The organism is Streptomyces noursei (assembly GCF_001646665.1).
Classification (GTDB): Bacteria; Actinomycetota; Actinomycetes; order Streptomycetales; family Streptomycetaceae; genus Streptomyces; species Streptomyces lavendulocolor.
In genome coordinates, this window is record NZ_LWBU01000270.1 from 51,776 (window position 1) to 77,330 (window position 25,555).

The following is a 25,555-nucleotide window of genomic DNA, read 5'->3' on the forward strand; positions in this document are numbered from 1 at the left end:
GCCCTGGTCGGCGTCCCCGAGGGGGCCGTCGCTAGTCGGCGCCCACGAGCCTCGCGGACGGCGTCAGGTTGAGCCGTGCCACGGCCTCGGGAACGTCCTGCGGCCAGATCCACAGCCGGTAGACGGGGTCGACCCGGAACCAGTCCTCCTGCCCGTGCAGCACCCGGGTGCGCATGTCCGCGCAGTACCGCTCCCGCCAGGAGTAGAGGTCCGCCGATGTCAGAGCCGGGTCCTCGGCGGCCTTCCTCGCCGTGACGCCGTGCAGCTTCTCCATCGCCCGGTACTCGTACGCCAGCAGTGCGGCCGGCTCCTCCCAGATGCCGCGCTGCTCCGTCATCGCCTTCTCGGCGGCGGCCAGCAGGATCGGCAGGTCGAGCTCGCCCGGGATGGTGGGGTAGAGGATGAAGGTCGGTGACCAGCCGGCCGCGACCAGGTCCAGGTTGAACGTCGCCCGCTCCTCGCGTGTGAGGTTGGCGAGTTCCGCCTTGGAGTAGGAGGGCGCGAGGTACGCCAGCAGACGGTTGTCGGGGGCGAACGGGGTGTCGGCGACACGGATGAAAAGGTTCCGGTCCGGCTTCTTGCCGGGCCTGTCGAGCCGGGCCTTCATATTGGCGCGGCTGAACTCGGACGCGGCCTTGCCCTGCCGGTACTGGAGGGTGCCCGCGCTGCCGGTCTCCAGCTTGGGCAGCACGAAGTCGGCGAGGCCGTGGGAGATGGGCGCGAGACCCTTGCGTATCCACTCGGCGAGCTGTGCGAAGTCCTCATCGACCTTCGCGGCGCCCTCGTCGTTCTCGGCGGTCACCTCCGGGGTGTCGACGGAGAGCATCCGGACCGGCATCCTGATCTTCGGGGTGTCGCCGTCGCTCGTGAGCGGATCGACCCAGGGCTGCGACCCCAGGGACGCCAAGGTCACACCTGCCGGTGACCACAGAACCTGCACGGGATCGATCATGGCCTGGACTCCCGCCTGATGGTGTGCGTACGGCTGCGCGGAGCTCCACATCCAGCATCACGCGCGCCTCGAACCCCGGCAACCGCAAGGCCGTTCGCGTGATCGAGCAGCGCCGCCCGTCACTCACGGTAGGAGCCTGGAGATCTCTTGCTGGTGCCGAGTCCGCGCCCTCGCCGACCCCGCGGTTCGGTCGCCGTGGACGACGCGGGGCTGGTGACGTACTCCCTCCGTCCGCGACCGAGGTGCTGCTCGTGGACGGCGACTTCGGTTCGCTCACCACGTGGTTCGCGCTGCGCGGCGCCCTTGAGGAGCGGTCCTTCGGCTGGAGGACGTGACGGACGCGGTACGGCCGGGAGCTTCCCGGTCAGCCTGGGCCGGCCCGCCACCCCCGGCCCGCACAGCGACGAGCAAACCGAAGCCGTGCAGGCCGAGGCACCCGCGCCCGCTCCGCCGACGGGGCGCCGGCGATGCACCAGCCCCGCGAGTACAGGGGCAGCAGAGCAGCGGGAGGGCCGCTACGGCCGCCTGGAGGGGTCGCGCCGATGGCGGTCAGGACGGCGTCGGGCGCGCCCGCCGCCCGTACCGATCAGCCGTACACCCGCTCGCCCGGCACCCCGGACTCGTACTGGGCGAGGTTCTTCCAGCAGTGCACGTTGAGGTTGACCGCGGTGCTGTCGACCCGGCACATGCGGTTGCCGCGCAGGTCGATGCCTTTGGTGTCACGTCCCGAGACGACGTTGACGTCGATCCAGACCCGGTCGCCGGGCTTGTACACGACGCCCAGCCGGAAGTCCGTGCCCAGTGCCTTGTTTCCGCTGCACGCGGCGCGCCCGTTGCCGCTGGTGGTCGACAGGAGGCAGAAGTCGGCGACGAACAGGGCACGGTGTGAGATCAGGATGTTGTAACTGCCCTCCGCGGCGGCGGCACGGACCTGGGGGCGCGCCGTGGTGGCGCTCTCTGCTGCGGCGTATGCGGGCGCGGCGAGGGTCGCCGGTAAGGCGGCCATGGCGGCCAGGGGCGCGAGCGTCCGTACGAGCGTGGTCTTGATGGACATGCGGTGATCCTCCGTTTTCGGTGAATGAAGGGTGACGCGGGGGTGGGTGGTGACAGAGGGGCGGGGGCGTCAGCGGGGCTGCGCCACGACGACCTGGACCGTGGCGTGCCGGCGCCGCAGCGCCTTCAGCGGCTGGTACGCGGGGGCGTCCCAGAAGGCCCGCGCGGCTTGAAGGCTGTCGAACTCGTGGATGACGAGCGTGGCCGGCCGCCAGTCGCCCTCCAGCACCAGGCAGTCGTCGTCGACGAGGTGGTTGCGGGCACCCGCCTCCTCGAGCAGGGGATTCACGGCGTCCACGTACTGCTGGAAGCCGGCGGGGTCATCGACATCGAGGTCGATCACCACGTAGGCACTCATGGGCAACTCCTCCGTGCGGTGAGCTCGGTCGTTCACTGGTACGACCGTACGGAGGGTCCCGCCGGCGTCTCCATGCCCTGGGCGCCGTGAAACATGCGTGATCGTCCGGGGTACCGGAGGACGGTACGTTCTTGCCATGGATGTCCTGAGCGATGTCGTCACCACCATGAAGGCCGGACGGCCCAAGATCACCCGCTCACGGCGCACCGGCCGCTGGGGCAGCCGATTCGGCCCCTACCCCGGGGCGGGTTTCCACCTCGTACTCCGCGGCGCGTGCTGGCTCCTGCCGCCCCGGGGTGCGCCGGTCCGGCTGACGGCCGGAGACATCGTGCTGCTGCCTCACGGGGCGGTGCACGGGATGAGCGACAGCGCCGACCACCGCGTCGACCAACTGCCCCTGGACACCACGGCGGCCGGGACGTCGTCCACGGTCACCGGCGTCGACATCGGCATCGGCGTCGGCGTCGGCGTCGGCGTCGAACCGGCGGGGGCGGACGACGAAGGTGACCACACCCTGCTGCTGTGCGGCGCCTACCGCCTCGACCGCGGGGTGGTGCATCCCTTCCTGCGCGGCCTGCCGGACGTCCTCCACCTTCCTGCCCGTCTCGGGCGCCACGCCTCGCTGCGCTCCACCATCGACCTGATCGCCACTGACCTCACCGAGGGCCGCCCGGGCGCCGACGTAGCGCTCCCCGCCCTGCTCGACCTGCTCCTCGTCTACGCCCTGCGGGCATGGCTGGAGGATCAGTGTCCGCAGGAGGCGGGCGGATGGTGCGCGGCACTCAAGGACCCGGCCGTCGCGGCCGCGCTGGACCGCATGCACCGCGACCCCGCCCATCCCTGGACGGTGCGGGAGCTCGCCGACGCCGTGGGACTCTCGCGCACCACCTTCGCGGCCCGCTTCACCGCGTACGTCGGCCGGCCGCCGATGGCCTACCTCACGTGGTGGCGGCTCTGCACCGCCGCACGGATGCTCCGGGACTCCTCGGCGCCGCTCGCCGGCATCGCCCGGCAGGTGGGGTACGGCTCCGAGTTCGCCTTCGCCCACGCCTTCAAGCGCGAGTTCGGCACCGCTCCCGGCGGCTTCCGCCGCAGCCGCACCGCCCCGGACGTATCCGCCCGGCCCGGCGGCGCGCAGGGCTGACAGCGGCAACCCGACAGGAACCCGCGCCCGTCGCATGCCCGGCCGCCGTGGCCGGGCATGAGCGGACCGTCTCCCGCGACAAAGAGACAGAACTGTGTTTGTGGTCTGGGGCTGCGCTGACGTCAGTGGCGTACGCGAGCGGTGTCGCCGTCGATACGGACGATGCACTCTTTGAAGAGCGCCATGGGCCGGCCTTCGTCCTCGACAACCAGCGTCAGTCCGAGGTCCATGATGGGCTTGATGGCCTGTGCTGTGCGAGAGCCATCGGGGTCCGGGCCGTGCAGAGCCGTCCAGCTCTCGAACAGCGCACGGACCCCTTCCCAGCCGGGTCCCGGGATGAAGTGGCAGAGGAACATCGGCTGGTCAACAGCGTATTGCCGTAACTCGGCGATCCGCGTGTCGCCCTGTGTGAGCCACCATGTCCCCTTCACTGCTGCCCCCTTCAGTCACCGATTCAGGTGGGTTCGCTGAACTTTCGAGCTGCGGTGCGTCGAATTGTCCGCCGAACGGGCTCCCTCATGGGGAAACCGATCGGACGTGTGGGCGACATCCGCCCGATGCTGCGCTCCGCCCAAGAAATGCGCCGAACTCGACGCAGGCCACGGGGATGAGCTTGCCGCACATCGACGCCCCGGGGAATCCGTTGGCCGAGTCGGGCGGGGCGGGGCCTGGCAGCCGCGCCGTCGGCGTGACGTCCCGACACCCATTGACGAGACGATACGTCTCGTCTAGCTCGATCTCAGTGGCCGGCCGGTCGAAACCGACCCAGGCCGTGGACCGATTCCGGCGACCGCGAAGGCGGTCGCCCTTTTGGAGGGGAAGCAGCATGCGCAGTTCCAAAGTGCATGGACCGCCGGGGACCAGCCCATTGCACCCGGCCTCACGCCTCGTGCTGAACCGACATGTCGACGGGGTCAATCCCGATGTGGCCGGCGTGCTTCCAGTGTGATGGTGAGGCGGGAGGCGGCGACTTCTCCCGAGGTGAGGGCGGCGTTGGTACTGCCGAAGGAGAAGTAGTCACCGGCCAGCATGACGCGGGAGGCGCGGTCGAGGCTGCGCAGGCCGTCGTGGAGTTCGGCGATGCTGCCGGGGTGGGTCAGCGGGACGCACGGGCGGCAGCGGGAGACGCTGGTCATCTCGATCCGTTGCGCCAGCCCGGGGAAGAGGTTCAGTCGTTCGAGGTCCCGGAGGGCCTGTGCGGTGACGTCGGCGTCGGGGAGATCGTAGAGGTCCTCGCTCGCGTGCGTCGGCCAGTACAGGGTGATCAGACCTTTGCCGTCGGGTGCTCTGCCGGGCGCGCGGTTGTGGTCGAGACACAGGCCGAGGCCACCGGGGTACTCGCGTCGGGGAACGAAGATCCACATGGACGGCTCCCGGGGCCGGGCGGACAGTCCGAACGACACGTGCAGACAGGTGGAGTAGCGCAATCTGGACAGGTAGGTGCGCATCGGGGCGGGCAGGCCGGGCCAGATGCCGGCGACGGACGGTCCGGGGACGGCGATGACGCAGGCTGCGACGGTCTCCCGGTGTTCGCCACGGTGGTCCGTGCAGGTGACGGTGACGGAGTCCTCGCTCTCCTCGACCGAGAGCACCCTGGTGCGGTGGCGGACGTCCAGTTGCCGGGCCAGGCCGCGAGGGAGGAAGGCGACTCCTCGGGGGGAGTTGAAGTAGCCGGTGCCCAGTGCGGATCCGGCGGCCAGGTACACGTGGGTCATCGACAGTTCTTCGGGGGGTGCGAAGTAGTAGTTGGTGCTCAGCGGTTCGATCAGGTAGTCGAACAGCTCTTCGTTCAGCCGCCGGTCGGTGTACGCGATACAGGACTCGTCCGCCTCGGGCGCACGGGTCAGGTCCCGGAAGTCGATGCGGTCGCCCAGGCGCCGGGTGTCGGCGGCGAGCCGGAGCAGGCGCAGCTTGCTGCGCGCGGACAGGAGCTTGGTGGTGAGCAGGTCGATAGGGATGTGCTTGCCGAAGCGGTGTATCCGCCCGTCGCGGAGGAAGCCGTAGACGTCTCCGGAGGGCACGACGTCCTGTGTCAGGCCGGCGTCGCGGATGAGGCGCCGCATCTGGTGGTAGCTGTCGGGAAGCATGGCCGCGCCGGTGTCGATGCGGAAGCCGTCGATCTCGTCGGTCCACATGCGGCCGCCCACGTGCGAGGTGCTTTCGAGCACCGAGACGTCGTACCCGGCCTGCTGGAGCCGGAAAGCGGCGGAGAGACCGGCGATCCCCGCCCCGATCACCAGGATCTTGTGCCGGGAGCGTGCGGAGGGGTGCGTCTGCGGACGGCTTTTCATGAGGGCCTCATCCGGCTGCTGGGGTGGGTGGAACGGCGGGGAGGGATGGCGGCGGTGGCGGGTGGCCGGGCCGGCAGGTCGGCTGTTCAGGCCAGGAGGTCCCACCACCAGGCGATCGGTGCAGGAACGTGCACGGGCGCGGGGCGGGGGGCGCGGGTGATGGTGTGCAGCGGGGTGTCCGGCCGCGCCACGTGGGTGCCGTCGGGGTGTTCGGGGGTGTCCAGGACGGTGCTGTAGCGGGGCAGGAAGCGTTGCCACTCGTAGGTGCCCCGCACCATGTGGGCCAGGTGGTCGGTGTAGCGGTGGAGGTCGCTGTCGGCGTCTTGGCGCAATTGCCTGTACATGGCGAGGAAGAAGGACATGACGGTTTCCAGCAGGTCGCACGCCTGGTCGGTGGCGGCCTGCGCGGACAGGGACCGCTCGGCACCGAGAATGTGCACCAGGTTCGACTCCAGGCTCCCCTGGGCCTGTTCATGGGCGTAGGAGGCCAGGTCGGTGGGGACGGTCAGCAGAATGCCGGCTGCCTGGGTCAGCGCCCGTACCTCCGGGCGGACACGCTCGCGGGCCGGCAGCACCGTGCCTTCCGCGACCTCGATGATGTGCACACTGAGCAGGGACCCGCCGTCCGGGGGCCGGATGAGAAGGTGGTCGTCGACGGAGCGCAGGCTGCCCGCGGCGCGGTCGCTGACGCCGCACATCGCCCCGACAGCCCAGTGGTAGTGGGCCAGGGAGCACAGGTGGGCGAGTTCGGGCGCTGCCCGGTCGTGGATGCGGACGGTGAGGTCGGCCAGGGCGGAGCCGAACGCGTCGAAGGCGGCATCCCCGGTGGGTGGTGTCTCGGGGTGCAGAGCACGCGCCATCATGCGCGCCGCGAGCGGGTTGAACGTGCCGGGCCGGTCCGCGTGCGGCCCGCTGTCGCAGTAGTAGTCGTCGAAGAGCAGGGCCCACACCAGCCAGTCGGACAGCAGCTGCACTCCCTCGTCGGTGGCGGTGGGCGCCCAACTGCAGGCGAGGAAGCCGGTGTCGGTGGCGGCCGCCCTGCGCAGTGATCGGTCGTCGAGGCCGTGCCGCTCCAGCCAGGCATGCGAACCGGCCTGGACACGAGCGGCCCCCGGCCTCACCTCGAGGTCGATCGGGCACCAGAGCGGGGGGATGGCGATGCTCCTGGTCATCTGTGCTCCTCGCCGTGGACGGTGGGTGACGGCATCCGCTCGGGGCGGCCCTCTTCACGACAATGCCGTCGGCCCGGGGTTCCGGCCGTTCGCGTGCCGGGGGGATGGGCTGTCGCCGGGCCCACGGACCACTGGCCGCGAACGTGGCCTCCGTCCCCGCACAGGCGTCATGGCGTCTCCCCAGCTCGTCCGTGGCCGGTGCGGCCTGCCCGGCCCGACAGCTCAGGCCGATCCGGCACTGGATTGCACGGCACCACGGCACGTCTGCCGCGCACAAGGCGGTACAGGAGGCACTCGCATTGGCAGCCGGGCACGGTCTGCGCGGCGTACGCGACGCCTGCACGCGGCGTGCACGAGGGAGGCTTCCGTTGCGGTGTCCTGCGCCCCCAGGGGCGTACACGGGGCATCTGCCACGGCGTTACGCCACCCTTCACGCGTTCGACCTGCGGTGACGTGCCGACGGGGGGACTTCGCCGTGGTGCGCGGTGTCCGGTTGCCGCGGCACGGGCGTCGGAAGGTCCGTTGACGGGCCCTGGAGCACGCGTCCTAATGGCATGACGGCTTCGTCGCGGGCCGTCGTCTTCGTGGGGGCCGTGTTCTCGCGCGCCCAGGGCAGGCCCGTACGGCCGCGGCAAGTGAAGCCCACCTCTCCGCGACGGCCGCTGGTGTGCCGGCGTACCACCGCGAACCCGAGGAGGACTGATGAGCAAACGTCGACACAGGCCCGGTGACCGCCTTGCCGATGTCATCGAGGGCTTCGACAAGGGCTTGACCAGAGGACTGCGAGGAAAGAAGAGGAAGAAGTCCGGCAAGCGCCGGCGCCGCAACGAGCGGCAGATCACCGAACTGCACACCCAGGTGACGGCGCTGACCCAGGCCGTCGCAGCGCTCACCGCCCATGTCGGCGCGAACACCCCGCAGAACAAGGGCACCGCGTAAGTGTCCGTGTCTGTCGACACGTCCGTCGACGCGTCCGTCGACGCGTCCGTCTCCGCGACCGTCTCCGCGTCCGTCTCCGCGTCCGTCTCCGCGTCCGTCTCCGCGTCCGGAGCGGCTTCCCCGACGTCGCAGACGGACAGGCGCGGACGTCGGGCGGCCGCCATTCTGATGCGGGCCGCCGCGCGGGAGACCGTGAGCACCCTGTCGCGCCGGTCCGGGGGCCGCCGGCGGACCGACGCCGACGACCACGTACCGGACCGGGCCCGTCATCTGCGCACCACTCTTGAGGAACTCGGCCCCTTCTACATCAAGGTCGGCCAGATACTGGCCACACGGCCGGACTTCGTTCCCGACCATGTGCGTGAGGAACTCGGCCGGCTCAACGACGAGGCCACGGCCGAGCCGTTCTCCGCCTTCTCCGCCGTGCTGGATCAGGACCTCGGAGCGGACTGGCACAAGCGCTTCGCCTTCATCCGCACGGAACGCCCGCTGGGGTCGGCCTCCTTGGCTCAGGTCTACCGGGCCGACCTCGCGGACGGAACGCCGTGCGTCGTGAAGGTGCAGCGACCGGGTGCCGATCGGGCCGTTCTCGGTGACATGCGCGTACTGCGCAGAGCCGCCCGGCTCGTCACGCGCTTCATGCCGCACTTCAACGAGGTCATCGGCGTCGAGGCGATGACGGAAGTCCTGTTCGACGCCATGCGTGATGAACTCGACTTCACGCGGGAGGCCTCCAACATGAAAGCCGCCCGCAAACTCGCCCGCGACTACAAGCGCATCAGCGTCCCCAAAGTCGTGCATGCCACGCCCCGCGTACTCGTACAGTCCCTGGCGGACGGCGTCGCCATCAACCGCGTCAAGGACGACGCACTGACACCGAAGAAGCGCAAGGAGATCGCCCGGCAGCTCATCGACTTCCAGTTCCGCTCCTACTTCGTCACCGGCCGCTTCCACGCCGATCCCCATCCCGGCAACATCCTGGTCAGCCCCGACGGCACCGCTCACATCATCGACTGGGGCATGGTCGGCCGGCTCGACCGCAGTGCGCGCCTGACCATGCTCGGCATCCTTCTGGGGCTGGCCCGCAACGACGCCGAGGCCGTCGCCCGCCAATGGACGAGAATGGGGTCCAGCACACCATGGAGCAATAACACCGGCTTCGTCCAGGACCTGTCCCGCAAAGTCCCCCTGTGGTCCAACGCCACCCTCGCGGAACTCAATTACGGCGTGGCGCTCATGTCCGTTCTGCAGTACTCCAGTCGCCGCGGCATCCAGGTCGCGCCCATCGTCTCCATCATCGGCAAATCGCTCGCCAATATCGAAGGTTCCGTCCGCTGCATTTATCCCAAACTGAAACTCACCACAAGCCTCAGCCACACTCTCGACGGTGTCATGCGCGACCTGCTCCGCGCGGAGACCTCACCCGAACAGCTCGCCCAGCACCTGCTGGACTTCCTCTCCCTCACCGACAAGACCGCCGGTCACCTGCAAGCCGTGGCACGCGACCTCGCCTCCCGCCAGTTCACCGTGCAAGCACGCACCAACCTCGGCGATCCCATCACCCACGGCCGCTCCCACCGCTGACCGATCATCGCGGCGGATGCCGCCGGGAAGCGGCCGGTCCGGCCCGAGGTTCGGTCACTTGCGCCAGAGCAGGTGGTGCGTCACGCCGCTCGGGCTGGGCACCACCTCCAGGTGGAACCGGTCGCGCAGCTCGTCGGGTGACTCCCACAGCCGCAGGCCGCTCCCGAGCTTCACCGGTGACACCACCACGTGCATGGTGTCGACGAGGTCGGCGTCGAGGAACTGCCGGACCGTGGTGACCCCGCCGCCGAGTCTGATGTCTTTGCCCTGCGCCGCCTCGCGCGCCTGCGCGAGGACCGAGGCGGGGTCGCCGTCAACGAAGTGGAACGTGGTGTCGGACAGGGTGAACGACGGGCGCTCGTGATGGGTCATGACGAACACCGGGGTGTGGAACGGCGGCTCGTCGCCCCACCAGCCGCGCCACTCGTGGTCGCTCCAGGGCCCGCGCTGGGGTCCGAACTTGTTGCGGCCCATGATCTCGGCACCGATGTTCCGCGCGTAGTCGCGGGTGAAGTAGTCGTCGAGGCCCCGGCTCCCGCCGGGCTCCGTACGCATGGGCCAGCTGGCCGTGGCGCCCGCCCACGCGAACAGCTTCGCGGGATCGACACCGTGACCGAACGGGTTCTCGAAGGTCTGATGCTCACCGGCACCGATGCCGTCACTCGAGACGTTGAAGTTCTGCACTCGCAAGAGCTGAGCCATGTGTTCCTCCAGTGGGTGTCCGACAACAGTGGTGAGACTTCCCGGGCGGGCCGGAATCATCGCCGCGTCGTCGACGGACGCGAGGGGGGGTCCGCATCCTGGGCCGGGCAGGAGGTCCGGACGGCGGGGGCAGTCCGCTGTCGTGCCACCTTCGTTCAGTCGTCTGTCTGAGCCACGGCGCGGGTACGGCAGTGGGGGCTGCGTCCCGGCGCGAGGGCACACCGGAGGAGGTCCTGCCCGGTTCAACTGGCAGCGGCCGGCCGAGTTCCCCCATGTGTCGGGGGCCGGTGTCCCCCTCGCGTTGCCGCCGTGACCCGGACGGCGGCCGAGGCGCAGCCTGCCCCGGCCGGTCGCGGGGTGGGGCAGCGGATCGCTCCTGAGCGGTTCAGCGGAATGCGGGGAGGGCCAGGGCGACGGTGCCTCGCCCGGCGCCGCCGGAACGGGCCAGGGCCCCGGAGCGACGCTCCTGGGGCCCTGGTGGTGGCGCGACTGTGGCTGTCAGGCGGGGGTGATGTTCTCCGCCTGCGGGCCCTTCTGGCCCTGGGTGATGTCGAAGGTCACGGCCTGACCCTCGGTGAGCTCACGGTAGCCATTGCCGTTGATGTTCGAGTAGTGCGCGAAGACGTCGGGGCCGCCGCCGTCCTGGGCGATGAAGCCGAAGCCCTTTTCGGAGTTGAACCACTTGACAGTTCCGCTGGCCATGCTGGTGCCTCTCAGTCGATGACGGGCTCGCACCGTGCGGGCCCGGAGGTGATCGCCCTGGTCCTGCACTGCACAGCAAGAAGCCCACGCTGCAGCGTGGGCAGGAACTGCGAACCACGACATCTGAGGTCGACGCTACACCGTGAAAAGGCCCATCACCAGAGAGCAACTTCCCGCAGCTCGAAGTGCGTCGCCGTGTTCTCGCCAGGCCGTGGCCGATCAGCCCTGGGTCCGGGCCGGGCGCAGCGGACCGTGCGGGGCCGATGTCGGCCGGTCCGCCGGTGAGCCGGCCGCCGGCGAAAGACGGCCGCAGAGCCTTGGCAGCCGGGCATGCACGACGAGTCATCAGGTGAAAGACGCGGAGCGCAGCCGCCCTCGTGGCCGGGGCTGCCACCGTCTCTCCGGACACGGTGGCGCCGTCATCAGTGAGGACTGCTCAGGAGTACCGCGCCGGTCCGCGCCACCGTACGAGCCTGCAGTGGCGCCGCCGCGGCATGGTTCCCGAGGCGCGGGACGGGCCCGCCCGCGCAACTGCCCGGGGCGCTCCGGTCAGGTGGACCGGCCCGGACGGACGGACGGTCGCCGCCGCTACGGTTGTGGGGCATGACCCATACCGAGATCGAGATCACGGCGGAACTGGTCCAAGGGCTGCTCCGCGACCAGCACCCCGACCTGGCGGACCACCCGTTGGCGCTCGGGGCACTCGGTTGGGACAACCAGCTGTGGCGGCTCGGCGACGACCTCGCCGTCCGGCTGCCCTGGGCGACACGGTCCGCGGACGGGCTGCTGCGCAAGGAGCACGCCTGGATGCCCGGCCTCGCCCCGATCCTGCTGCCGGACGGCGCCGCCGAACGCTGCCACAGCGCCTACCGGCCCGCGCCGGACGCCGCGACCTTGCGCCGTGCCCGGGGCTGGGCGGCGCTGCGGGGCCTGAACGGCATCCTCATCGGGGCGGCCGGCGATCGCGGCCGCCCCGGCGGCAGGCCCACCTGGGGGGCACCTGCCCGGGCCGCTCTTCGACGCCTCATCGCGACAGCCCGTTGACCGGCGGTGCCTGGCCGCCGCAGCAGCGCGGGTACGCGCCCTCGTGGACGGTGGCCGCGGCTGCCGCATGATCTTCGAAGCGTCCCGCTCCGTGTCGGTGCCCGGCATCTTCGACGAGTCCCGGAAATAGTTCGTACGGTGATGTCGAGAACCCGCGACCGGCTCCGTCCCCGGGGTGAAGGCGGCCAGAACGGGTCGCGCGAACACCGAGGAGAACGACGATGGCCAAGTACTTGCTGCTGAAGCACTACCGCGGCGCTCCGGCCGCGGTCAACGACGTGCCGATGGACCAGTGGACGCCGGAGGAGATCTCGGCCCACGTGCAGTACATGAACGACTTCGCGGCGCGGCTGGAGAAGACCGGCGAGTTCGTCGACGGCCAGGCGCTCGCCCCCCAGGGCACGTGGGTCCGGTACGACGGTGAGGGGCGCCCGCCGGTCACCGACGGGCCCTTCGCCGAGACGAAGGACCTGATCGCCGGGTGGATGGTGATCGACGTCGACTCCTACGACCGCGCCGTGGAGCTGGCCGGCGAGCTGTCCGCCGCGCCGGGAGCGGGCGGCAGGCCGATCCACGAGTGGCTGGAGGTACGCCCGTTCCTGACCGCGCCGCCCACCATCACGGAGTGACGCCACCGATGGACGAGGTCCTGCTCCGCAGCCTCACGCCGGGTGTGCTCGCGATCCTCGTCCGCCGCGGAGCCGATTTCGCGGCGGCCGAGGACGCCGTGCAGGACGCCCTGGTCGAGGCGCTGCGCGTGTGGGCCGAGGACCCTCCACGCGACGCCAAGGGCTGGCTGGTCACCGTGGCGTGGCGCAAGTTCCTCGACGCGACGCGCGCCGACGCCGCCCGCCACCGGCGCGAGGACCGCGTCGGGGAGGAACCGGCGCCGGGGCCGGCGCCCGCGGTGGACGACACGCTGCAGCTCTACTTCCTGTGCGCGCACCCGTCGCTGACCACCGCTTCGGCGGTCGCGCTCACCCTTCGTGCCGTGGGCGGGCTGACCACCCGCCAGATCGCCGAGGCCTATCTGGTGCCGGAGGCGACGATGGCGCAGCGCATCAGCCGGGCCAAGCGCACCCTCGCGGGCGTCCGGTTCGACCGGCCCGGCGACGTGGCCACCGTGCTGCGGGTCCTGTACCTCGTCTTCAACGAGGGGTACTCCGGTGACGTCGACCTCGCCGCCGAGGCCATCCGTCTCACCCGGCAGCTCAGGGCATCGATCGACCACCCGGAGGCCGCCGGGCTGCTCGCCCTGATGCTGCTGCACCACGCCCGGCGGGCGGCCCGGACCGCTCCGGACGGGAGCCTCGTCCCGCTCGCCGAGCAGGACCGGGGCCGGTGGGACACGGCCTTGATCGCCGAGGGTGTCGGGATCCTCCAGGCCGCTCTGGCGCGCGACCGGCTGGGCGAGTACCAGGCGCAGGCGGCGATCGCCGCCCTCCACGCCGACGCGCCCGCGGCCGAGGAGACCGACTGGGTGCAGATCGTCGAGTGGTACGACGAGCTGGTCCGCCTGACCGACAGCCCCGTCGTCCGGCTCAACCGCGCGGTCGCGGTCGGCGAGGCCGACGGACCGCGCGCCGGACTGGCGGCGCTCGCGGCGCTGGACCCCTCGCTGCCCCGCCACACCGCGGTGGCGGCGTACCTCCACGAACGGGACGGCGACCTGGTGACGGCGGCACGGCTGTACGCCGAGGCGGCCCGGCAGGCCCCGAACCTCCCCGAGCGCGACCACCTGACGCGCCGGGCAGCCCGGCTCAACGCCGGGCGGCGCCGTTGACGGGTGACGCGTGCCGGGCGGTGCGGGTGTTCGGACCGTTGTCCGGCGGCCCTGCACCGCGACCTGCCGGCCGGCGTGGACGGCAGCAGCGGCAACCGCGCGAACGGTCCCCCGAACGGCGCCGCCGGCCGGCGTCCCTGGCCCGTACGCCTCCCCCGTACGGCCAACGGGTCGCGGGAGGCCACGGTGTTCCGTACCGGCTTCCCCCAGGTCCGCCGGGTCGCGGCAGGCGTGTTCACGGAAGCGGGCCGCCCGGCCGTCCGGAGTGCGTGACGGCGCCGGGCCCTCGGCGGCCCGAACGGCTCATGGCGGGTGGATGATTGCTCGGCCACGGGCGGAGTGTCATGGCCTGTGCGAGATCGGCCGCTCCTGAGATACCGGCCGTGGCGGTCCACGGGCTCGCCGGACCGGAGAGGCAGCGGCGGCGGCGGACCTGCGTCGGCGAGAGGGCGGACGGCACGTGGAGAGTGGGGCGGGGCCGGTGGGCGCGCCCGGCGCAGGTCGCCCGAACTTCGTCTCTCTCCCTCGCTCTCCGATGCGGCGCCGCGCCACTGCCGGTAAGCGGAATGGCCGTGCCGGTGCGGCGCCGGGCCGGCCGTGCGGTCGTGGCCGGGGGCCGGACGGCGTTCGCCCGGAGCTGTGACGCCGAGGACCGGCCGACGAATCCCTTCTTATGCGCACGTCTCGAAGGGCGTTCGCCTCACATCTGGAATACGCAATTCCGAGGTCCGGCCCCGCTCTCCGTCCGGGCATGCGGCATGCGGAAGACAGCCGGGCAATCCGGGGGCACGGACCCGGCCGTTCGGGTGCTGTCCGAAGCCCGGCCCACGCAACAAAGGTCGCTTGCGCCTGCTGTTCACGCCCCTGTAAACCCGTGGCCATGTTGCCCGAGAGATGCTTCCGCAGCGAGGAATTGCCACCCGGTGACCGATTCGACTGTTTCGCGGCCCTCATGGCCGAGACGCACGCACCGATGGAAATGGAAAGCGAATACGCCACTGAATTCCAGGTGAACCAACGAGTCATTTCCCTGGGTGAGACGGCGGTCTACCCGCTGGAATGCCAGCCCCTCGTCTTCCGCCGCACCGCGAAGCTCATCCGGAAGGCCGACCCCGAGGCGTACCACCTCTCCTTCATCCAGCGCGGGGAGGGGCACGTCACCCTCGGCAGGGAGACCCGCACGCACGGCGCGTACGGCCTGCACACCAGCGACACGTCGAGGGTGTGGGAGATCCACGCCGGCCGCGAACCGCTCCGCTTCATCGGCGTGGAGATACCCAAGGCGCTGCTCCCGCTGCCCACGCGGGAGGCCGACCGCGTGATCGGCAGGAACCTGTCGGCACGTGGGGGGACGGGTGCGCTGCTGGCGCAGTTCCTGACCCGGATGGTGGCGGACAGCAGGACGTACCGGCCGTCCGAGGCGCCCCGGTTGGGGACCGTGCTGACCGACCTGGTCGCCGCGCTCTTCGCCGGCGCCCTCGACACGGAGCGCAGCCTGCCGTACGAGACGCACCGCCGGACGCTGACGCTGCGCATCAGGTCTTTCATCCGGGAGAACGCCGACGACCCCCGGCTGGACGTCCCGTCGATCGCCGCCGCGCACCACATCTCGGTCAGCTACCTGCACCGGCTGTTCCAGCAGGAGGGTGACGGGACCACCGTGGGGAGGGTCCTGCTGCGGCAGCGTCTGGAGCACGCACGTCGTGACCTGCTCGACCCGGCGCTGCGGGGAGTGCCGGTACACGTGATCGCCGCCCGCCGCGGCTTCAGCCACGCGGCCGCCTTCAGCCGGGCGTTCCGCGACGCGTACGACACGACTCCCACGGCGTACCGCCGTACGGCGACGGCCACCACGGCCTCCACCGGCGTCGGGTAGCGGAGTGGACGGATCGTCAAGGCGCTGTCGACTCACCGCCAACGACTCGGGCGGTCCGCGCTCCACAGAATGATTCACGTTCGAGCCGGTCCCGCCGGGTCCGGTGTGAATCCCTGTGTCAGTCAAGGAAATGGAGCACCCATGAAGATGGGCATGCGTCGTGCCGCCGTCGGACTCTTCGCCGTGGCGGCCATCGCCGGTTCGTCCCCGGCCTTCGCCTGGTCGCAGACGCACTACGGGGCCAGGGCGTGGACGGAGCAGTCCGACACGGTCATGAACATCCGCGACCTGGAGGCGGACGGCAACTCCGTGAAGGCCGAGTACTACCGCAACGCCCACCCGGCCGACAAGCTGACGCTGTGGAACAAGGGCGGTGCCGAGGGCCCGGCCGACAACGACGGCAACCCGGGCACGGTGGAGAGCGGCAAGCACTCCACCATCTTCCGCGCCCAGGCCTGCGAGGTCCGCAACAACCTGCCCGACCACTGTGGCGGTATGGAGTCCTTCTGAGCCGGCCGCCCTGCGGACCGTGACCACCCCCGCCGGCCGGGGCCGTCGCACCGCAGGACGTGACGAGCGCTCGTCGGGCGCTGGGAGGCGACCTCTCGCACAGGCCGCCTCCCGGCGCTGACGCGCAGTGTACGCAGCCGCCATCGAGAAGTACGGGGAGACCGCGCAGTGCAAGCCCAAGACGACCCACCGGTACTCGACATCGAGCGGCTGACCTGCCACGTGCCGGGGCGGACGCTCTTCGAGGACGTCACCCTGAGCGTCCGGGCGGGTGAGTCCGTGGCCGTCACCGGACCGAGCGGAAGCGGCAAGAGCACGCTCCTGATGAGCGTCCTCGGCCTGGTCCGCCCGGCCGCGGGCACCGTGCGGGTGGCGGGCGCCGACCTCGGCGGGATGTCCTCGCGTATGCTCGCCCGGCACCGGCGCCGGCACATGGGCATGGTCTTCCAGTTCGGTGAACTCCTCCCCGAACTCTCCCCCCTGGAGAACGTGGCCCTGGCCGGTCTGCTCGGCGGCATGGGCCCCGGGGCGGCCGACCGCCGCGCGGCGCGGCTGCTGGACGAACTCGGCGTCCACCCGGTGGACGGGCGCGTGGACACCTTGTCGGGCGGCGAGCGCCAGCGCACCGCGGTCGCCCGCGCCCTCATGAACGAGCCGGCGCTGCTGCTGGCCGACGAACCCACCGGCTCGCTGGACCCCCTCCACCGCGACGCCGTCACGGAGCTGCTCCACACGCTTCCCGCCACCCGCGGGTGCGCCCTGCTGCTCGTCACCCACGACGAGGCGGTGGCCCGGCGCGCCGACCGGTGCGTCACCCTCGGCGCCGGGGGCCTGGTGCCGCAGGACGCCACGGCCGCGCCGGGACCGCACGCCTCCTCCGCCGGGGAGCCGTACACCGCGCCACCGGGCGCGCCGATGCCCGGAGACCGCTCCGGCTCCCGTACCGGGGCCCGCTCATGACCGCGGGCGCGCTCGCCCCGCGGCTGTGGCGGATCGGCGCGTCGGCCGCGCGGCGTGCGGAGGCCGGCCGCATCCGCTCCTGGGCCCTGGCCCTGGCCACCGCCCTGCTCACCCTCGCCGTCGGTGGACTGGTGATGGCCGACGCCTCCTTCGACGGCCGTACGCAGCGCACCCTGGAGCGCTCCCCCCGCCTGGCAGCCGCCTATCCCGACGAGCCGGTGCGCGCCCTGTGGCGATGGGACGCCGCGGAGGCCGGGGGGCTGGCGTACGACGTGATCCACCTCGAACCGCTCACGGAGCGGCAGGCACCCCCACCCGGCCTGCCGCGCTGGCCGGTGCCCGGTGAGGTCTTCGCGTCCCGAGCGCTGCTCGACGCCTCCGGCGAGGACGCGGTGGTCGCGCAGTACGGCAGGCTCGCCGGTGTGATCGACCCGGCCGGCCTCGAGGCGCCCGGCGAGTTCCTGGTCTACGTCCGGCCCACCGCGGCCATGCTGGACCGCTCGCTGATGCAGGGGATCAGCGGCTTCGGCGAGACGACCGGCACCGGTGTCCTGGGCGAGCACCTGCACCATTTCGGGAAGGGCGAGTTCCTCGCCGCGTACGCCGGGTTCGTGCTGCTGCCGGTGGCGCTGCTCGTCGCCATCGCCGTCCGTACGGGAGCGGCCGCCCGGGACCGCAGGACCGTGCTGCTGGCGGCACTCGGCGGCGGCTGGTCCGCGCGTGCCTGCTGCACGGCCGGCGAGGCGGCCCGGCCGGTCGCGCTGGGCGCCGTCGCGGGGGCGGTGGCCATGCTGCCCGCGCTCGTGGTGGACCTCCCGTTCCCTTCGACCGCCTTCGTGCTGGCCGCCGGGGACGTACGCGCGGCGGTCCCGCTGCTGGCGGGCGTCCTGGTCGCGGTCCCTGCCGCCGTCCTCCTCGTGACCGTGCTCGCGCAGCCGGCGCGCCGCCGCGCGCGTGCCACCCGTCCGACGGCCGTCCGCACCCACGCGGCCACTTGGAGCCTGTGGCTCTTTCCGGTCGCGCTGCTCTTCACCGTCCGGGTGGTCGACCTGGCGCATCCCGACTCGGTCGTGGTCCTCTACGCCACCGGCTACCTGCTCGTCCTGGTCACCCTCCCGGGCGTCATCGGCGCGTGCGTCGGCCTGCTCGGACCGCGGTTCGCGGCCCTCGGCCGCCGCCGGGGCGACGCGGGACTGCTGCTCGCGGGGCGGCGGATGGCCGCGGCGCCCCGCACGGTGACACGCCTGGTCGCCGCCCTGGTCGTCGCCATCGGCATCGCCGTGCAGGTCCAGGTGTGGACGGCGTCCCTGACGGCGGCGGGCCAGGGAGCGGTCGACTCGCGCGAGCGGCTGGGCACCAGCGTGCTGCGGGCCGCTCCGTACGCAGGGCCCGCCAGGGTGCGGGCGTTCCACCGCGCGCTGCCGGCCGGGGTGCACGCCCTCGCGGTGCGGGTGCAGGTGCAGGTGCCCGGTGAGGGCCGGGGCCGGGTCGAACTCGTCGGCGGGTGTCCCGCGCTGCGCGAGCTGCGCATCGGCTGCGACACGCGTCCGCGGTCGGTGTCGTTCGCGGCCGCCGATCCACGGCTGCGGGAGTACCTCGGCGGTGTCGGAGCGGCTGCCGGCATGGAGGTCGTGGTCCGTTCGGGCGACGTGGCGCAGCTTCCGGACGCGGCCGGTGCCGGACGCGAACTGGTCCTGTTCGGCGCCGGTGGCGGCCGGCTCCCGGCGGCCACGCTGAACGGGATCGCCCATCGCCACCTCGCCATGTCGGCCTCGGTCGACTACGTGCTCAACGGCGGCGGCCTGGGCAAGCTGGCCACCGCGGCGGGCTGGCTGCGGCTGCTGTCCACGGTCGGCATCGCCGTGGTCTGCCTGAGCGCGGGCATCGGGGCGCTGACGGACTTCCTGCGCTTCGGACGCGAACTGGCTCCCTTGTCCGTGCTCACGTCCGGCGGCCGGCTCTACGGTGCGGTCGCGGGCTGGTCCCTGCTGCTCCCGACGGCCCTTGCGTCGCTCGTCGGAGTGGGCCTCGCCTGGTGGCTGGCCGCGCCGGTCAGGAGTGTCGCCCCCAGCGACCCCCTGGGCCTGGTGTCCCTCACCTCGGGCGCGCTGGTCTGCGCCCTCGCGCTGACGGCGTGGGGGGCGGCGACGGCGCGGCGGGCCGCGTCCGGTTGGCGCCCGGTCGGCGACTGAGCCCCGTCGACCGCCGGTCCGGACGATCGCCCGCCGGCCGGACGAGCGCGCGTCGCGCGGCAACCGGCCGGGCGACCGCGGGCGGAGGGCGACGCGCGGGGCCGCCGGACGACAGGGCGGGAGGCGGGCGATGGCGGGTGGTGGCGGCCGGGGCGGTGGCGGCGCGGGCGGGCCTGCGGTGGCCGGTCGCGGCCGGGTCACCGCGTGCCGCGGTCGCAGCGAGCCCGTGCCGACCCCGAAGGCCCCCCTTGCCGTCGCCCGGCAGCTCCGCGGGCTCACCGACCCCGCTGCCCCTGTGACTCACGCCACACGGCGTGCCTGTCAGCAATCCGGGCGCCGTCTCGTCGAAGAGGTACGCGAACGAGACAGGAGCCACGTCATGAAGCACCGCATCGTCGTACTCGGCGCCGGGTACGCCGGGGCCTTCGCCGCCGGGAACCTGGCCCGCCGGCTCTCGCCCGCCGACACCGAGATCACCGTCGTCAACGCCGTACCCGACTTCGTCGAGCGGATGCGGCTGCACCAGCTCGCGGCCGGCCGGGACATCGCGTTCCGCAGGCTCACCGATGTGTTCGCGGGCACCGAGGTGCGGCTGCGCCTGGCACGCGTCACGGGCGTCGACCCGGAGCGCAGGACGGTGACCCTGGCCGGCGAGGACGGGACGGGCGGAGAGAACGGCAGGGGCGGCGGGGCCGGCGAACTCGCGTACGACACGCTTCTGTACGCGCTCGGCAGCTCCGTCGCCGACCACGGCGTCCCCGGCGTGGCCGAGCACGCCTTCGATGTGACCGGCCTGGCGTCGGCGTTGCGTCTGCGCGAGCGCCTGGCCGGGCTGGGCGCGGGCGGCAGCGTCCTGGTCGTCGGTGAGGGACTGACGGGCATCGAGGCCGCCACGGAGTTCGCCGAAACCCGGCCCGACCTCTCGGTCGCGCTCGCCGCCCGGGGACAGCTGGGCGCGTGGCTCTCCCCGAAGGCCCGCCGCCACCTGCGTCAGGCGTTCGACCGGCTCGGCATCACCGTCCACGAGCACACCGTCGTGGAGGCCGTCGAGCCGGAGCGGGCGTTCACCGCCGGCGGCGGTTCCCTCCCGGCCGACGTGACCGTGTGGTCGGCGGGGTTCGCCGTGCACCCCATCGCGGCCGCCAGCGGCTTGGAGGTCGCGGCAACCGGTCAGATCGTCGTCGACCGCACCATGCGCTCGGTGTCCCACCCCGATGTCTACGCCGCCGGTGACTGCGCCTACGCGATCGGCGACAACGGCCGGCCGCTGCCGATGTCCTGCGCCTCGGCGGGCGTCACCAACATGCAGGCGACGGCGGCGATCGTCGCGCGTCTGACGGGCGCCGCGATCCCGACCACCGCGCTGGCGTACCACGGGAACCACATCAGCCTGGGGCGGCGGGACGCGATCTTCCAGATGGTGGACGGGGAGGCCCGGTCGAAGTCCTGGTTCCTGGGCGGGCGGACCGCCGCGCGGCTCAAGGCGGGTGTGCTCGGGGCGGCCGCGTGGGGCATTGCCCACCCGACCTTCGGCCTGCCGAAGCGCAAGCACCGTCTGCCCGCCCCGGCCGACCGGGCCGGTGTCGGGGTCGCCGCCTAGGCCGATCCGCGATGGAGAACGCAGCGATCGATCGGTTCGAGGCCGGCCGGGTACGGCTGGCCTCGCTGGCGTACCGTCTGCTCGGCTCGGCGGCGGACGCCGAGGACGCCGTGCAGGACGCGTTCCTGCGCTGGCAGGCGGCGGACCGGGAGGGCATCGACGTACCGGAGGCGTGGTTGACGAAGGTCGTCACCAACCTCTGCCTCGACCGGCTCCGCTCGGCGCAGGCGCGCCATGAGCGTGCTGCCGGGGACTGGCTGCCCGAGCTGCTGCTCGACGGCGATCCGATGCTCGGTCCCGCCGATACGTTCGAGCAGCGCGAATCGGTGTCCTTGGCCGTACTGATCCTCATGGAGCGCCTGTCGCCGGTCGAGCGGGCCGCCTACGTCCTGCGCGAGGCCTTCGCCTGCTCGCACGCCGAGATCGCCGGGATCCTCGACATCAGCGAGTCCGCGAGCCAGCAGCATGTGCACCGGGCCCGCCGCCGGGTCGCCGCCCGGCCCCGCGGGGCCGGCGAGGTGGATCACGCCTCCGCGCGCCGGATCGTCGAGGAGTTCCTCGCCGCCGCGACGTCGGGGCGCACCGAGCGGCTGGTCGCGCTGCTCACGGAGGACGCGACCGCTGTCTCGGACGGTGCCGGGCTGGCCAGGCGGCTGCTGCGGTACGGAACCGGCGAGCGGGTCGCCTCCCTCGTACGCGCGGGCTTCCGGCCCACTCCGGCGAAGCGGCGGCTGGCCGGCGGCTCGCCGGTCTTCCACATCGCGCCGGTGAACGGCTCGCCGGCCGTCATCGCCGTGGTCGGGAACCGGGTCGTGGGCGCCGTGGTGTTCGCGGTCGACGGCGGCCGGATCTCGTCCCTGCACGGCATCGCCGCCGCCGGCCGGCTGGCACGGCTCGACGAGGCCTGGCGGCGGCGCGAGCCGGCCGCACCGGCCGTCGGCGCATGGTGACGCGCGGCAACGGGCCCCGGTGACCCGAGCGGGGGGCCACCGCGGTCCCGGTCGCGGTCGTGCGGTACTGCCCTGCCGCTGTGCGACGGGGCGGCACCGTACGGCCGGAAGTGGCGGGTGGGCAGCCGCTCGTGTCCGCGACCGTGACATCACGAGGACGTGCCGCACCCGTCACCGGTCGGGGCGTCGCGGGCGCGCGGGGGGGGGGGCACGGGGGGGNNCGTACGGCCGGAAGTGGCGGGTGGGCAGCCGCTCGTGTCCGCGACCGTGACATCACGAGGACGTGCCGCACCCGTCACCGGTCGGGGCGTCGCGGGCGCGCGGTGGCGGGGTCACGGCGGTGCTTCCGCCCCCTCCCACGAGCGGCCGGGCGCGCCCAGGGGCAGGCGCTCGACGCATCAGTCGGGCAGCCGGTCCATGATCCAGGTGCAGAGCTCCGCGGTGATCGCCGTGTGGGCGGTGGTGGTGGACGAGCAGAGGAAGTCGTCCAGCTCGCTCTCGTACGGGTCGAGGTCGTCGACGGGTGCGTACAGGTCGTTCTGGTGGTCGACGTCACGGATGGCGACCGCGCTGACCGAGGGAACGAAGCACACGTCCTTGTGCCGCAGGTCCGCCTCGCCGCCGAGCTTCTCCATCGCCCCGGCGAGGATCTCGTAGGTGTGCAGGCTGCCGCCCGGCGCGCCGTCCAGCTCCGGGAAGCCACTGGTCGGAACGGTCTTCTCGGCCTTCGGGAAACGACGGTTGAGGAAGGCGGCCGTGACGTCGTCGCCCTGGGCCTGGGTGTAGAAGGTGGTGCCCGGGTAGATCCGGTCGATCCGCAGCGCGACCTCGCCGGGCTTCACCTCGGGCAGACCGACCCCGTCGCCGCGGCCGTTGGCCACGGCGATCTTCCTCGGCCTGCTGGGCCACCCGCCGACCTGGCGCAAGGCGTCCAGGAACTCGGTCCGCAGCGGTGAGACACCGATCTTGCCGGTCTCGGCGTCGTAGTGCTGCCACAGCATCTGGCACGCGGCCGGGCTGCTCATCTGCCTGGCGAAGTTGTTCGGGAACGGGATGAAGTGGGAGAACGCCTGCACGCCGACCGGGATGGACGCGCCGCGGTGCGGGCTGTCGTAGGAGAAGTACAGCGCGGTGCGGTGGTCCACGCGCTGCGCCTCCATGCGGGCGAGTGCGTAGCGGGTGACGATGCCACCCATGCTGAATCCGCCGACCACCATGGGGCGGTCGCCCTGTTGTTCGGCGGCGGCCCGATGGATGGCGGCCTCCGCGGCCCGCGCGTTGTCGAGGATCGACGCGCTGCGCTCCTCGAAGCCGAGCAGGATCACGTCCCTGCCTCGACGGCGCAGCTCGCTGATGAACGGGTAGCCGCTCTCCAGCCCGTGGTACAGCACGTCGAGCTTGCTCCGCCCGAGGTTGAAGCCGTCGGCCATGATCACGGGCCGGACGAGACCGCCTTGGTTGCCCTCACCGGGGAACACCCAGGCGAAGCCGTTCGGAAGGGGCCATTCCGCGTGCTCCGGTACGTCGATCGTCGCGGCCGGCTCAGCGGTCAGGGGACCGCCGAGAGTGAACGAACCGACATTGGGCTCGGTCGTCTCCGACATGGTCGGGCTCCTTGTGTCGAGGGGGGTGGGTGAGACGACGTCATCCTGGGGGAAAATGCCCTTTTTTACCCTGCTGAACTGCGAGGTTCATCCCTTTTGATGGAGCACGGGCGGATAGTGTTTGATCTGCCTGGCATGTGCCAGTGACCTGTTCTCTTCGCTCGCCCGTTCCCCTGTGGGGAGTCGCCGGCCGGCTGCCCCGCCGGCCGGCCCGAGCCCTGGTCGATCCGGTCGGCTTCGGCTTCGGCTTTGGCTTCGGCTTGGCTTCGGCATGCGCGTCGGCCGTGCTCGAACTTGCCGCCGTACGGGAGCCCTCAGCCGTGCCCGGTCTCCGGCCGTACGGCCGTGACCAGCCAGGAAGTGCTGCGCAGCCACACCGCGCCGCCGCCTTCACGGGGACGCAGGTGCTCCGTCAGGGCCCGGCGGGCCAGGCGCCGCGCGTCGGGCGTCACCTGGCTCAGCAGATGGCGGCCGGGGCCGGAGTCGAGCAGGAACGCCGCCGCGTCCTCGGCGCCCGTCCCCCAGTCGCCTGCGGCTTCCACGCGCTCGACGCCGGTGCCGGCGAACCCGGCAGCGGTCAGCAAGGAGTGGATGCGGTCGGGGTCGGTGAGGGAGAACATGCCGGGCCCACCGGGTGCGCCGAAGCCACCGAGCGGCAGGATGCCGTCCAGCGCGGCCAGGGCCTGCAGCCACTCGTTGGCCTCGGCTTCGGCCGCGCAGATGAACGCCAGCCTGCCACCGGGGCGCAGCGCGTCACGGATGTTGGCCAGGGCGGCGACGGGGTCGCCGAAGAAGGTCATGCCGTATCGGCTGACGGCGGCGTCGAAGGACGCGGGCTCGAACGGGTGGACCTGGGCGTCGCCCTGGACGAAGGAGACGTTGCCCAGCCCCTCGCGCTCGGCGCTCGCCCGGGCGCGTTCGAGCATGGGCCCCGAGAGGTCCAGCCCCATGGCGCGGCCCTCACCGGCGCGCCGGGCGGCCAGCCGCGTGGTGCGGCCGGCCCCGCAGCCTATGTCGAGGACGCGGTCACCACCGCCGATCGCGGCGGCGTCGAGCAGCGGGGAGTTGAAGCCGTCGTTGATGGCGTCCCAGCGGTCCTGGCCGGCGGCCCACTGCGTGCCCTCGTAGCCGTTCCAGGCCCGCGCCTGGGCTGTGTTGGCGACCTTATCCATGCGGCACATCCGTCCCGCCGGGGCGTCGGACAGCGCCCCGGCCTCTAGTATGGGCAAGTGCCCAAACAGTATGGGCACTTGCCCATACTTGCAACGGGCTTGAGGGAAGGGGCTGTTGTGTCACCTCGTGGAGTGGCCATTCCGGATCTGCGGGAGCGGCTGTTCGCAGCCGCGGAGCGCGTGGTGGCCCGCGACGGGGCCGCGGCTCTGACCAGCCGCGCCGTCACGGAGGAAGCCGACTGCGGGAAAGGCGTCCTGCACACGCACTTCGCCGGGCTGGACGAGTTCGTCGCCGAACTCGTCCTCGACCGCTTCGCCCGCAGCGCCCGCGAGGCGGAACAGCTGGACGGCCGGGTGGGGCAGGGCGGCGTGGCGGACAACCTCCGGGACGTCGTGCTCACCCTGCTGGATTCCCTGCCGCCCGGGGTCGTCGGCCTGGCCATGACCCGCCCCGTCGCCGCCCTCCGTACCCGGGAGGGCTTCCGGTCCGGCGCGCCGGCCTTCGACGCGATCCAGCACTCGTTCACCGCCTATCTGCGGGCGGAGCAGCACCTCGGGCGCCTCGCGCCGGGCGCCGACGCGGCGACGATCGCCCTCGCGCTCGTCGGAACCGTCCACCACCTGCTGATGACGCGTCCGCAGGGCGGGGGCGCGGAGGGCGGGAGCGCCGAGGCACGGGACACGACCGAACGTCTGCTGTCCGCACTGCTCGGTCCCCATACACCGCCGACGCCTTGAGCCCGTGCCGTCGTTCGTACCATCGATCGTGCCTCCGGCAGGATGTACGGCGACGGTGGGCGCGTCCGGCCGGCAGCCGGCGGGGCGCGCCTCCTCGGTCGGCGGGGCCGGACCGGCCGGGACACGGCCGAGCGGCGATGAGGTCAAGATTCCCGGGCGAGGGGTCGCGTCCGGCGGCAGTGGCGCTACGTTGCCCGGATGGAGGAGTGGGAGCGCTGGGAGCGGCGGG

The 25,555-nt window shown here is 72.3% G+C and carries 23 protein-coding genes; 13 read left to right on the top strand and 10 right to left on the bottom strand.

Annotated features, from left to right (window positions below; all coding sequences use genetic code 11):
- Nucleotides 1-31: 31 nt before the first annotated feature.
- The 3 genes from A4V12_RS18455 to A4V12_RS37580 form a co-directional block, all read right to left on the bottom strand.
- Nucleotides 32-913, bottom strand: coding sequence for a nuclease (locus A4V12_RS18455; RefSeq protein WP_234372237.1), 882 nt, complete (start codon nt 911-913; stop codon nt 32-34).
- A gap of 625 nt (nt 914-1,538) precedes the next feature.
- Complete coding sequence (locus A4V12_RS18460) at nt 1,539-2,006, bottom strand: hypothetical protein (protein WP_064070455.1); 468 nt, start codon at nt 2,004-2,006, stop codon at nt 1,539-1,541.
- Between the two features lie 69 nt (nt 2,007-2,075).
- The gene (locus A4V12_RS37580; RefSeq protein WP_064070456.1) at nt 2,076-2,363 is read right to left on the bottom strand and encodes a DUF1330 domain-containing protein; all 288 of its coding nucleotides are present in this window, start codon (nt 2,361-2,363) and stop codon (nt 2,076-2,078) included.
- Between the two features lie 136 nt (nt 2,364-2,499).
- Here A4V12_RS37580 and A4V12_RS18470 point away from each other — a divergent pair, with 136 nt between their 5' ends.
- The gene (locus A4V12_RS18470) at nt 2,500-3,507 is read left to right on the top strand and encodes an AraC family transcriptional regulator (RefSeq protein WP_064070457.1); all 1,008 of its coding nucleotides are present in this window, start codon (nt 2,500-2,502) and stop codon (nt 3,505-3,507) included.
- 122 nt (nt 3,508-3,629) lie between these two features.
- On the opposite strand, the gene A4V12_RS18475 is transcribed toward A4V12_RS18470, so the two are convergent.
- The 3 genes from A4V12_RS18475 to A4V12_RS18485 all read right to left on the bottom strand — a co-directional run bounded on the left by A4V12_RS18475 (nt 3,630) and on the right by A4V12_RS18485 (nt 6,970).
- The gene (locus A4V12_RS18475) at nt 3,630-3,938 is read right to left on the bottom strand and encodes a hypothetical protein (protein WP_234372233.1); all 309 of its coding nucleotides are present in this window, start codon (nt 3,936-3,938) and stop codon (nt 3,630-3,632) included.
- A gap of 483 nt (nt 3,939-4,421) precedes the next feature.
- On the bottom strand, nt 4,422-5,798 hold the full coding sequence (locus A4V12_RS18480; RefSeq protein ID WP_064070459.1) for a protoporphyrinogen/coproporphyrinogen oxidase: 1,377 nt from the start codon (nt 5,796-5,798) through the stop codon (nt 4,422-4,424).
- Nucleotides 5,799-5,884: 86 nt separating this feature from the next.
- Nucleotides 5,885-6,970 (bottom strand): terpene synthase family protein, encoded by a 1,086-nt coding sequence (locus A4V12_RS18485; protein ID WP_064070460.1) that lies wholly within the window; start codon nt 6,968-6,970, stop codon nt 5,885-5,887.
- Nucleotides 6,971-7,672: 702 nt separating this feature from the next.
- Here A4V12_RS18485 and A4V12_RS18490 point away from each other — a divergent pair.
- Nucleotides 7,673-7,909 (top strand): hypothetical protein, encoded by a 237-nt coding sequence (locus A4V12_RS18490; RefSeq protein ID WP_064070461.1) that lies wholly within the window; start codon nt 7,673-7,675, stop codon nt 7,907-7,909.
- On the top strand, nt 7,910-9,493 hold the full coding sequence (locus A4V12_RS18495) for an ABC1 kinase family protein (RefSeq protein ID WP_234372234.1): 1,584 nt from the start codon (nt 7,910-7,912) through the stop codon (nt 9,491-9,493). It begins immediately after the preceding gene.
- Nucleotides 9,494-9,547: 54 nt separating this feature from the next.
- Here A4V12_RS18495 and A4V12_RS18500 read toward each other — a convergent pair whose 3' ends face one another.
- Entirely contained in the window at nt 9,548-10,195 is a 648-nt protein-coding gene (locus tag A4V12_RS18500; protein ID WP_064070462.1) for a dihydrofolate reductase family protein, read from the bottom strand.
- A gap of 498 nt (nt 10,196-10,693) precedes the next feature.
- Nucleotides 10,694-10,897, bottom strand: coding sequence for a cold-shock protein (locus tag A4V12_RS18505; protein ID WP_064070463.1), 204 nt, complete (start codon nt 10,895-10,897; stop codon nt 10,694-10,696).
- A gap of 603 nt (nt 10,898-11,500) precedes the next feature.
- On the opposite strand from A4V12_RS18505, the gene A4V12_RS18510 reads away from it, so the two are divergent.
- The 9 genes from A4V12_RS18510 (at nt 11,501) to A4V12_RS18555 (ending at nt 21,812) form a co-directional block, all read left to right on the top strand.
- The gene (locus A4V12_RS18510; RefSeq protein WP_064070464.1) at nt 11,501-11,941 is read left to right on the top strand and encodes a hypothetical protein; all 441 of its coding nucleotides are present in this window, start codon (nt 11,501-11,503) and stop codon (nt 11,939-11,941) included.
- 221 nt (nt 11,942-12,162) lie between these two features.
- The gene (locus tag A4V12_RS18515; RefSeq protein WP_064070465.1) at nt 12,163-12,570 is read left to right on the top strand and encodes a YciI family protein; all 408 of its coding nucleotides are present in this window, start codon (nt 12,163-12,165) and stop codon (nt 12,568-12,570) included.
- Between the two features lie 8 nt (nt 12,571-12,578).
- Nucleotides 12,579-13,724, top strand: a complete 1,146-nt coding sequence (locus A4V12_RS18520) for an RNA polymerase sigma factor (protein WP_064070466.1) — start codon at nt 12,579-12,581, stop codon at nt 13,722-13,724.
- 880 nt (nt 13,725-14,604) lie between these two features.
- The gene (locus A4V12_RS18530; protein WP_064070495.1) at nt 14,605-15,600 is read left to right on the top strand and encodes a helix-turn-helix transcriptional regulator; all 996 of its coding nucleotides are present in this window, start codon (nt 14,605-14,607) and stop codon (nt 15,598-15,600) included.
- 141 nt (nt 15,601-15,741) lie between these two features.
- The gene (locus tag A4V12_RS18535; RefSeq protein WP_064070468.1) at nt 15,742-16,110 is read left to right on the top strand and encodes a hypothetical protein; all 369 of its coding nucleotides are present in this window, start codon (nt 15,742-15,744) and stop codon (nt 16,108-16,110) included.
- A gap of 168 nt (nt 16,111-16,278) precedes the next feature.
- Nucleotides 16,279-17,070, top strand: coding sequence for an ABC transporter ATP-binding protein (locus tag A4V12_RS18540; RefSeq protein ID WP_064070469.1), 792 nt, complete (start codon nt 16,279-16,281; stop codon nt 17,068-17,070).
- A complete protein-coding gene (locus tag A4V12_RS18545; protein WP_064070470.1) occupies nt 17,067-19,262 on the top strand; it encodes a hypothetical protein in 2,196 nt (731 codons plus the stop codon). Before A4V12_RS18540 ends, A4V12_RS18545 begins: the two co-directional genes overlap by 4 nt.
- 379 nt (nt 19,263-19,641) lie before the next feature.
- A complete protein-coding gene (locus A4V12_RS18550; protein ID WP_064070471.1) occupies nt 19,642-20,862 on the top strand; it encodes an NAD(P)/FAD-dependent oxidoreductase in 1,221 nt (406 codons plus the stop codon).
- Between the two features lie 11 nt (nt 20,863-20,873).
- Complete coding sequence (locus A4V12_RS18555; RefSeq protein WP_064070472.1) at nt 20,874-21,812, top strand: sigma-70 family RNA polymerase sigma factor; 939 nt, start codon at nt 20,874-20,876, stop codon at nt 21,810-21,812.
- A gap of 398 nt (nt 21,813-22,210) precedes the next feature.
- On the opposite strand, the gene A4V12_RS18560 is transcribed toward A4V12_RS18555, so the two are convergent.
- Nucleotides 22,211-23,416, bottom strand: coding sequence for a hypothetical protein (locus tag A4V12_RS18560; RefSeq protein WP_064070473.1), 1,206 nt, complete (start codon nt 23,414-23,416; stop codon nt 22,211-22,213).
- Between the two features lie 314 nt (nt 23,417-23,730).
- A complete protein-coding gene (locus A4V12_RS18565; RefSeq protein ID WP_064070474.1) occupies nt 23,731-24,588 on the bottom strand; it encodes a class I SAM-dependent methyltransferase in 858 nt (285 codons plus the stop codon).
- 117 nt (nt 24,589-24,705) lie between these two features.
- Between A4V12_RS18565 and A4V12_RS18570 the strand changes: the two genes are divergently transcribed.
- Nucleotides 24,706-25,326 (top strand): TetR/AcrR family transcriptional regulator, encoded by a 621-nt coding sequence (locus A4V12_RS18570; RefSeq protein ID WP_079137128.1) that lies wholly within the window; start codon nt 24,706-24,708, stop codon nt 25,324-25,326.
- Nucleotides 25,327-25,555: the final 229 nt, after the last annotated feature.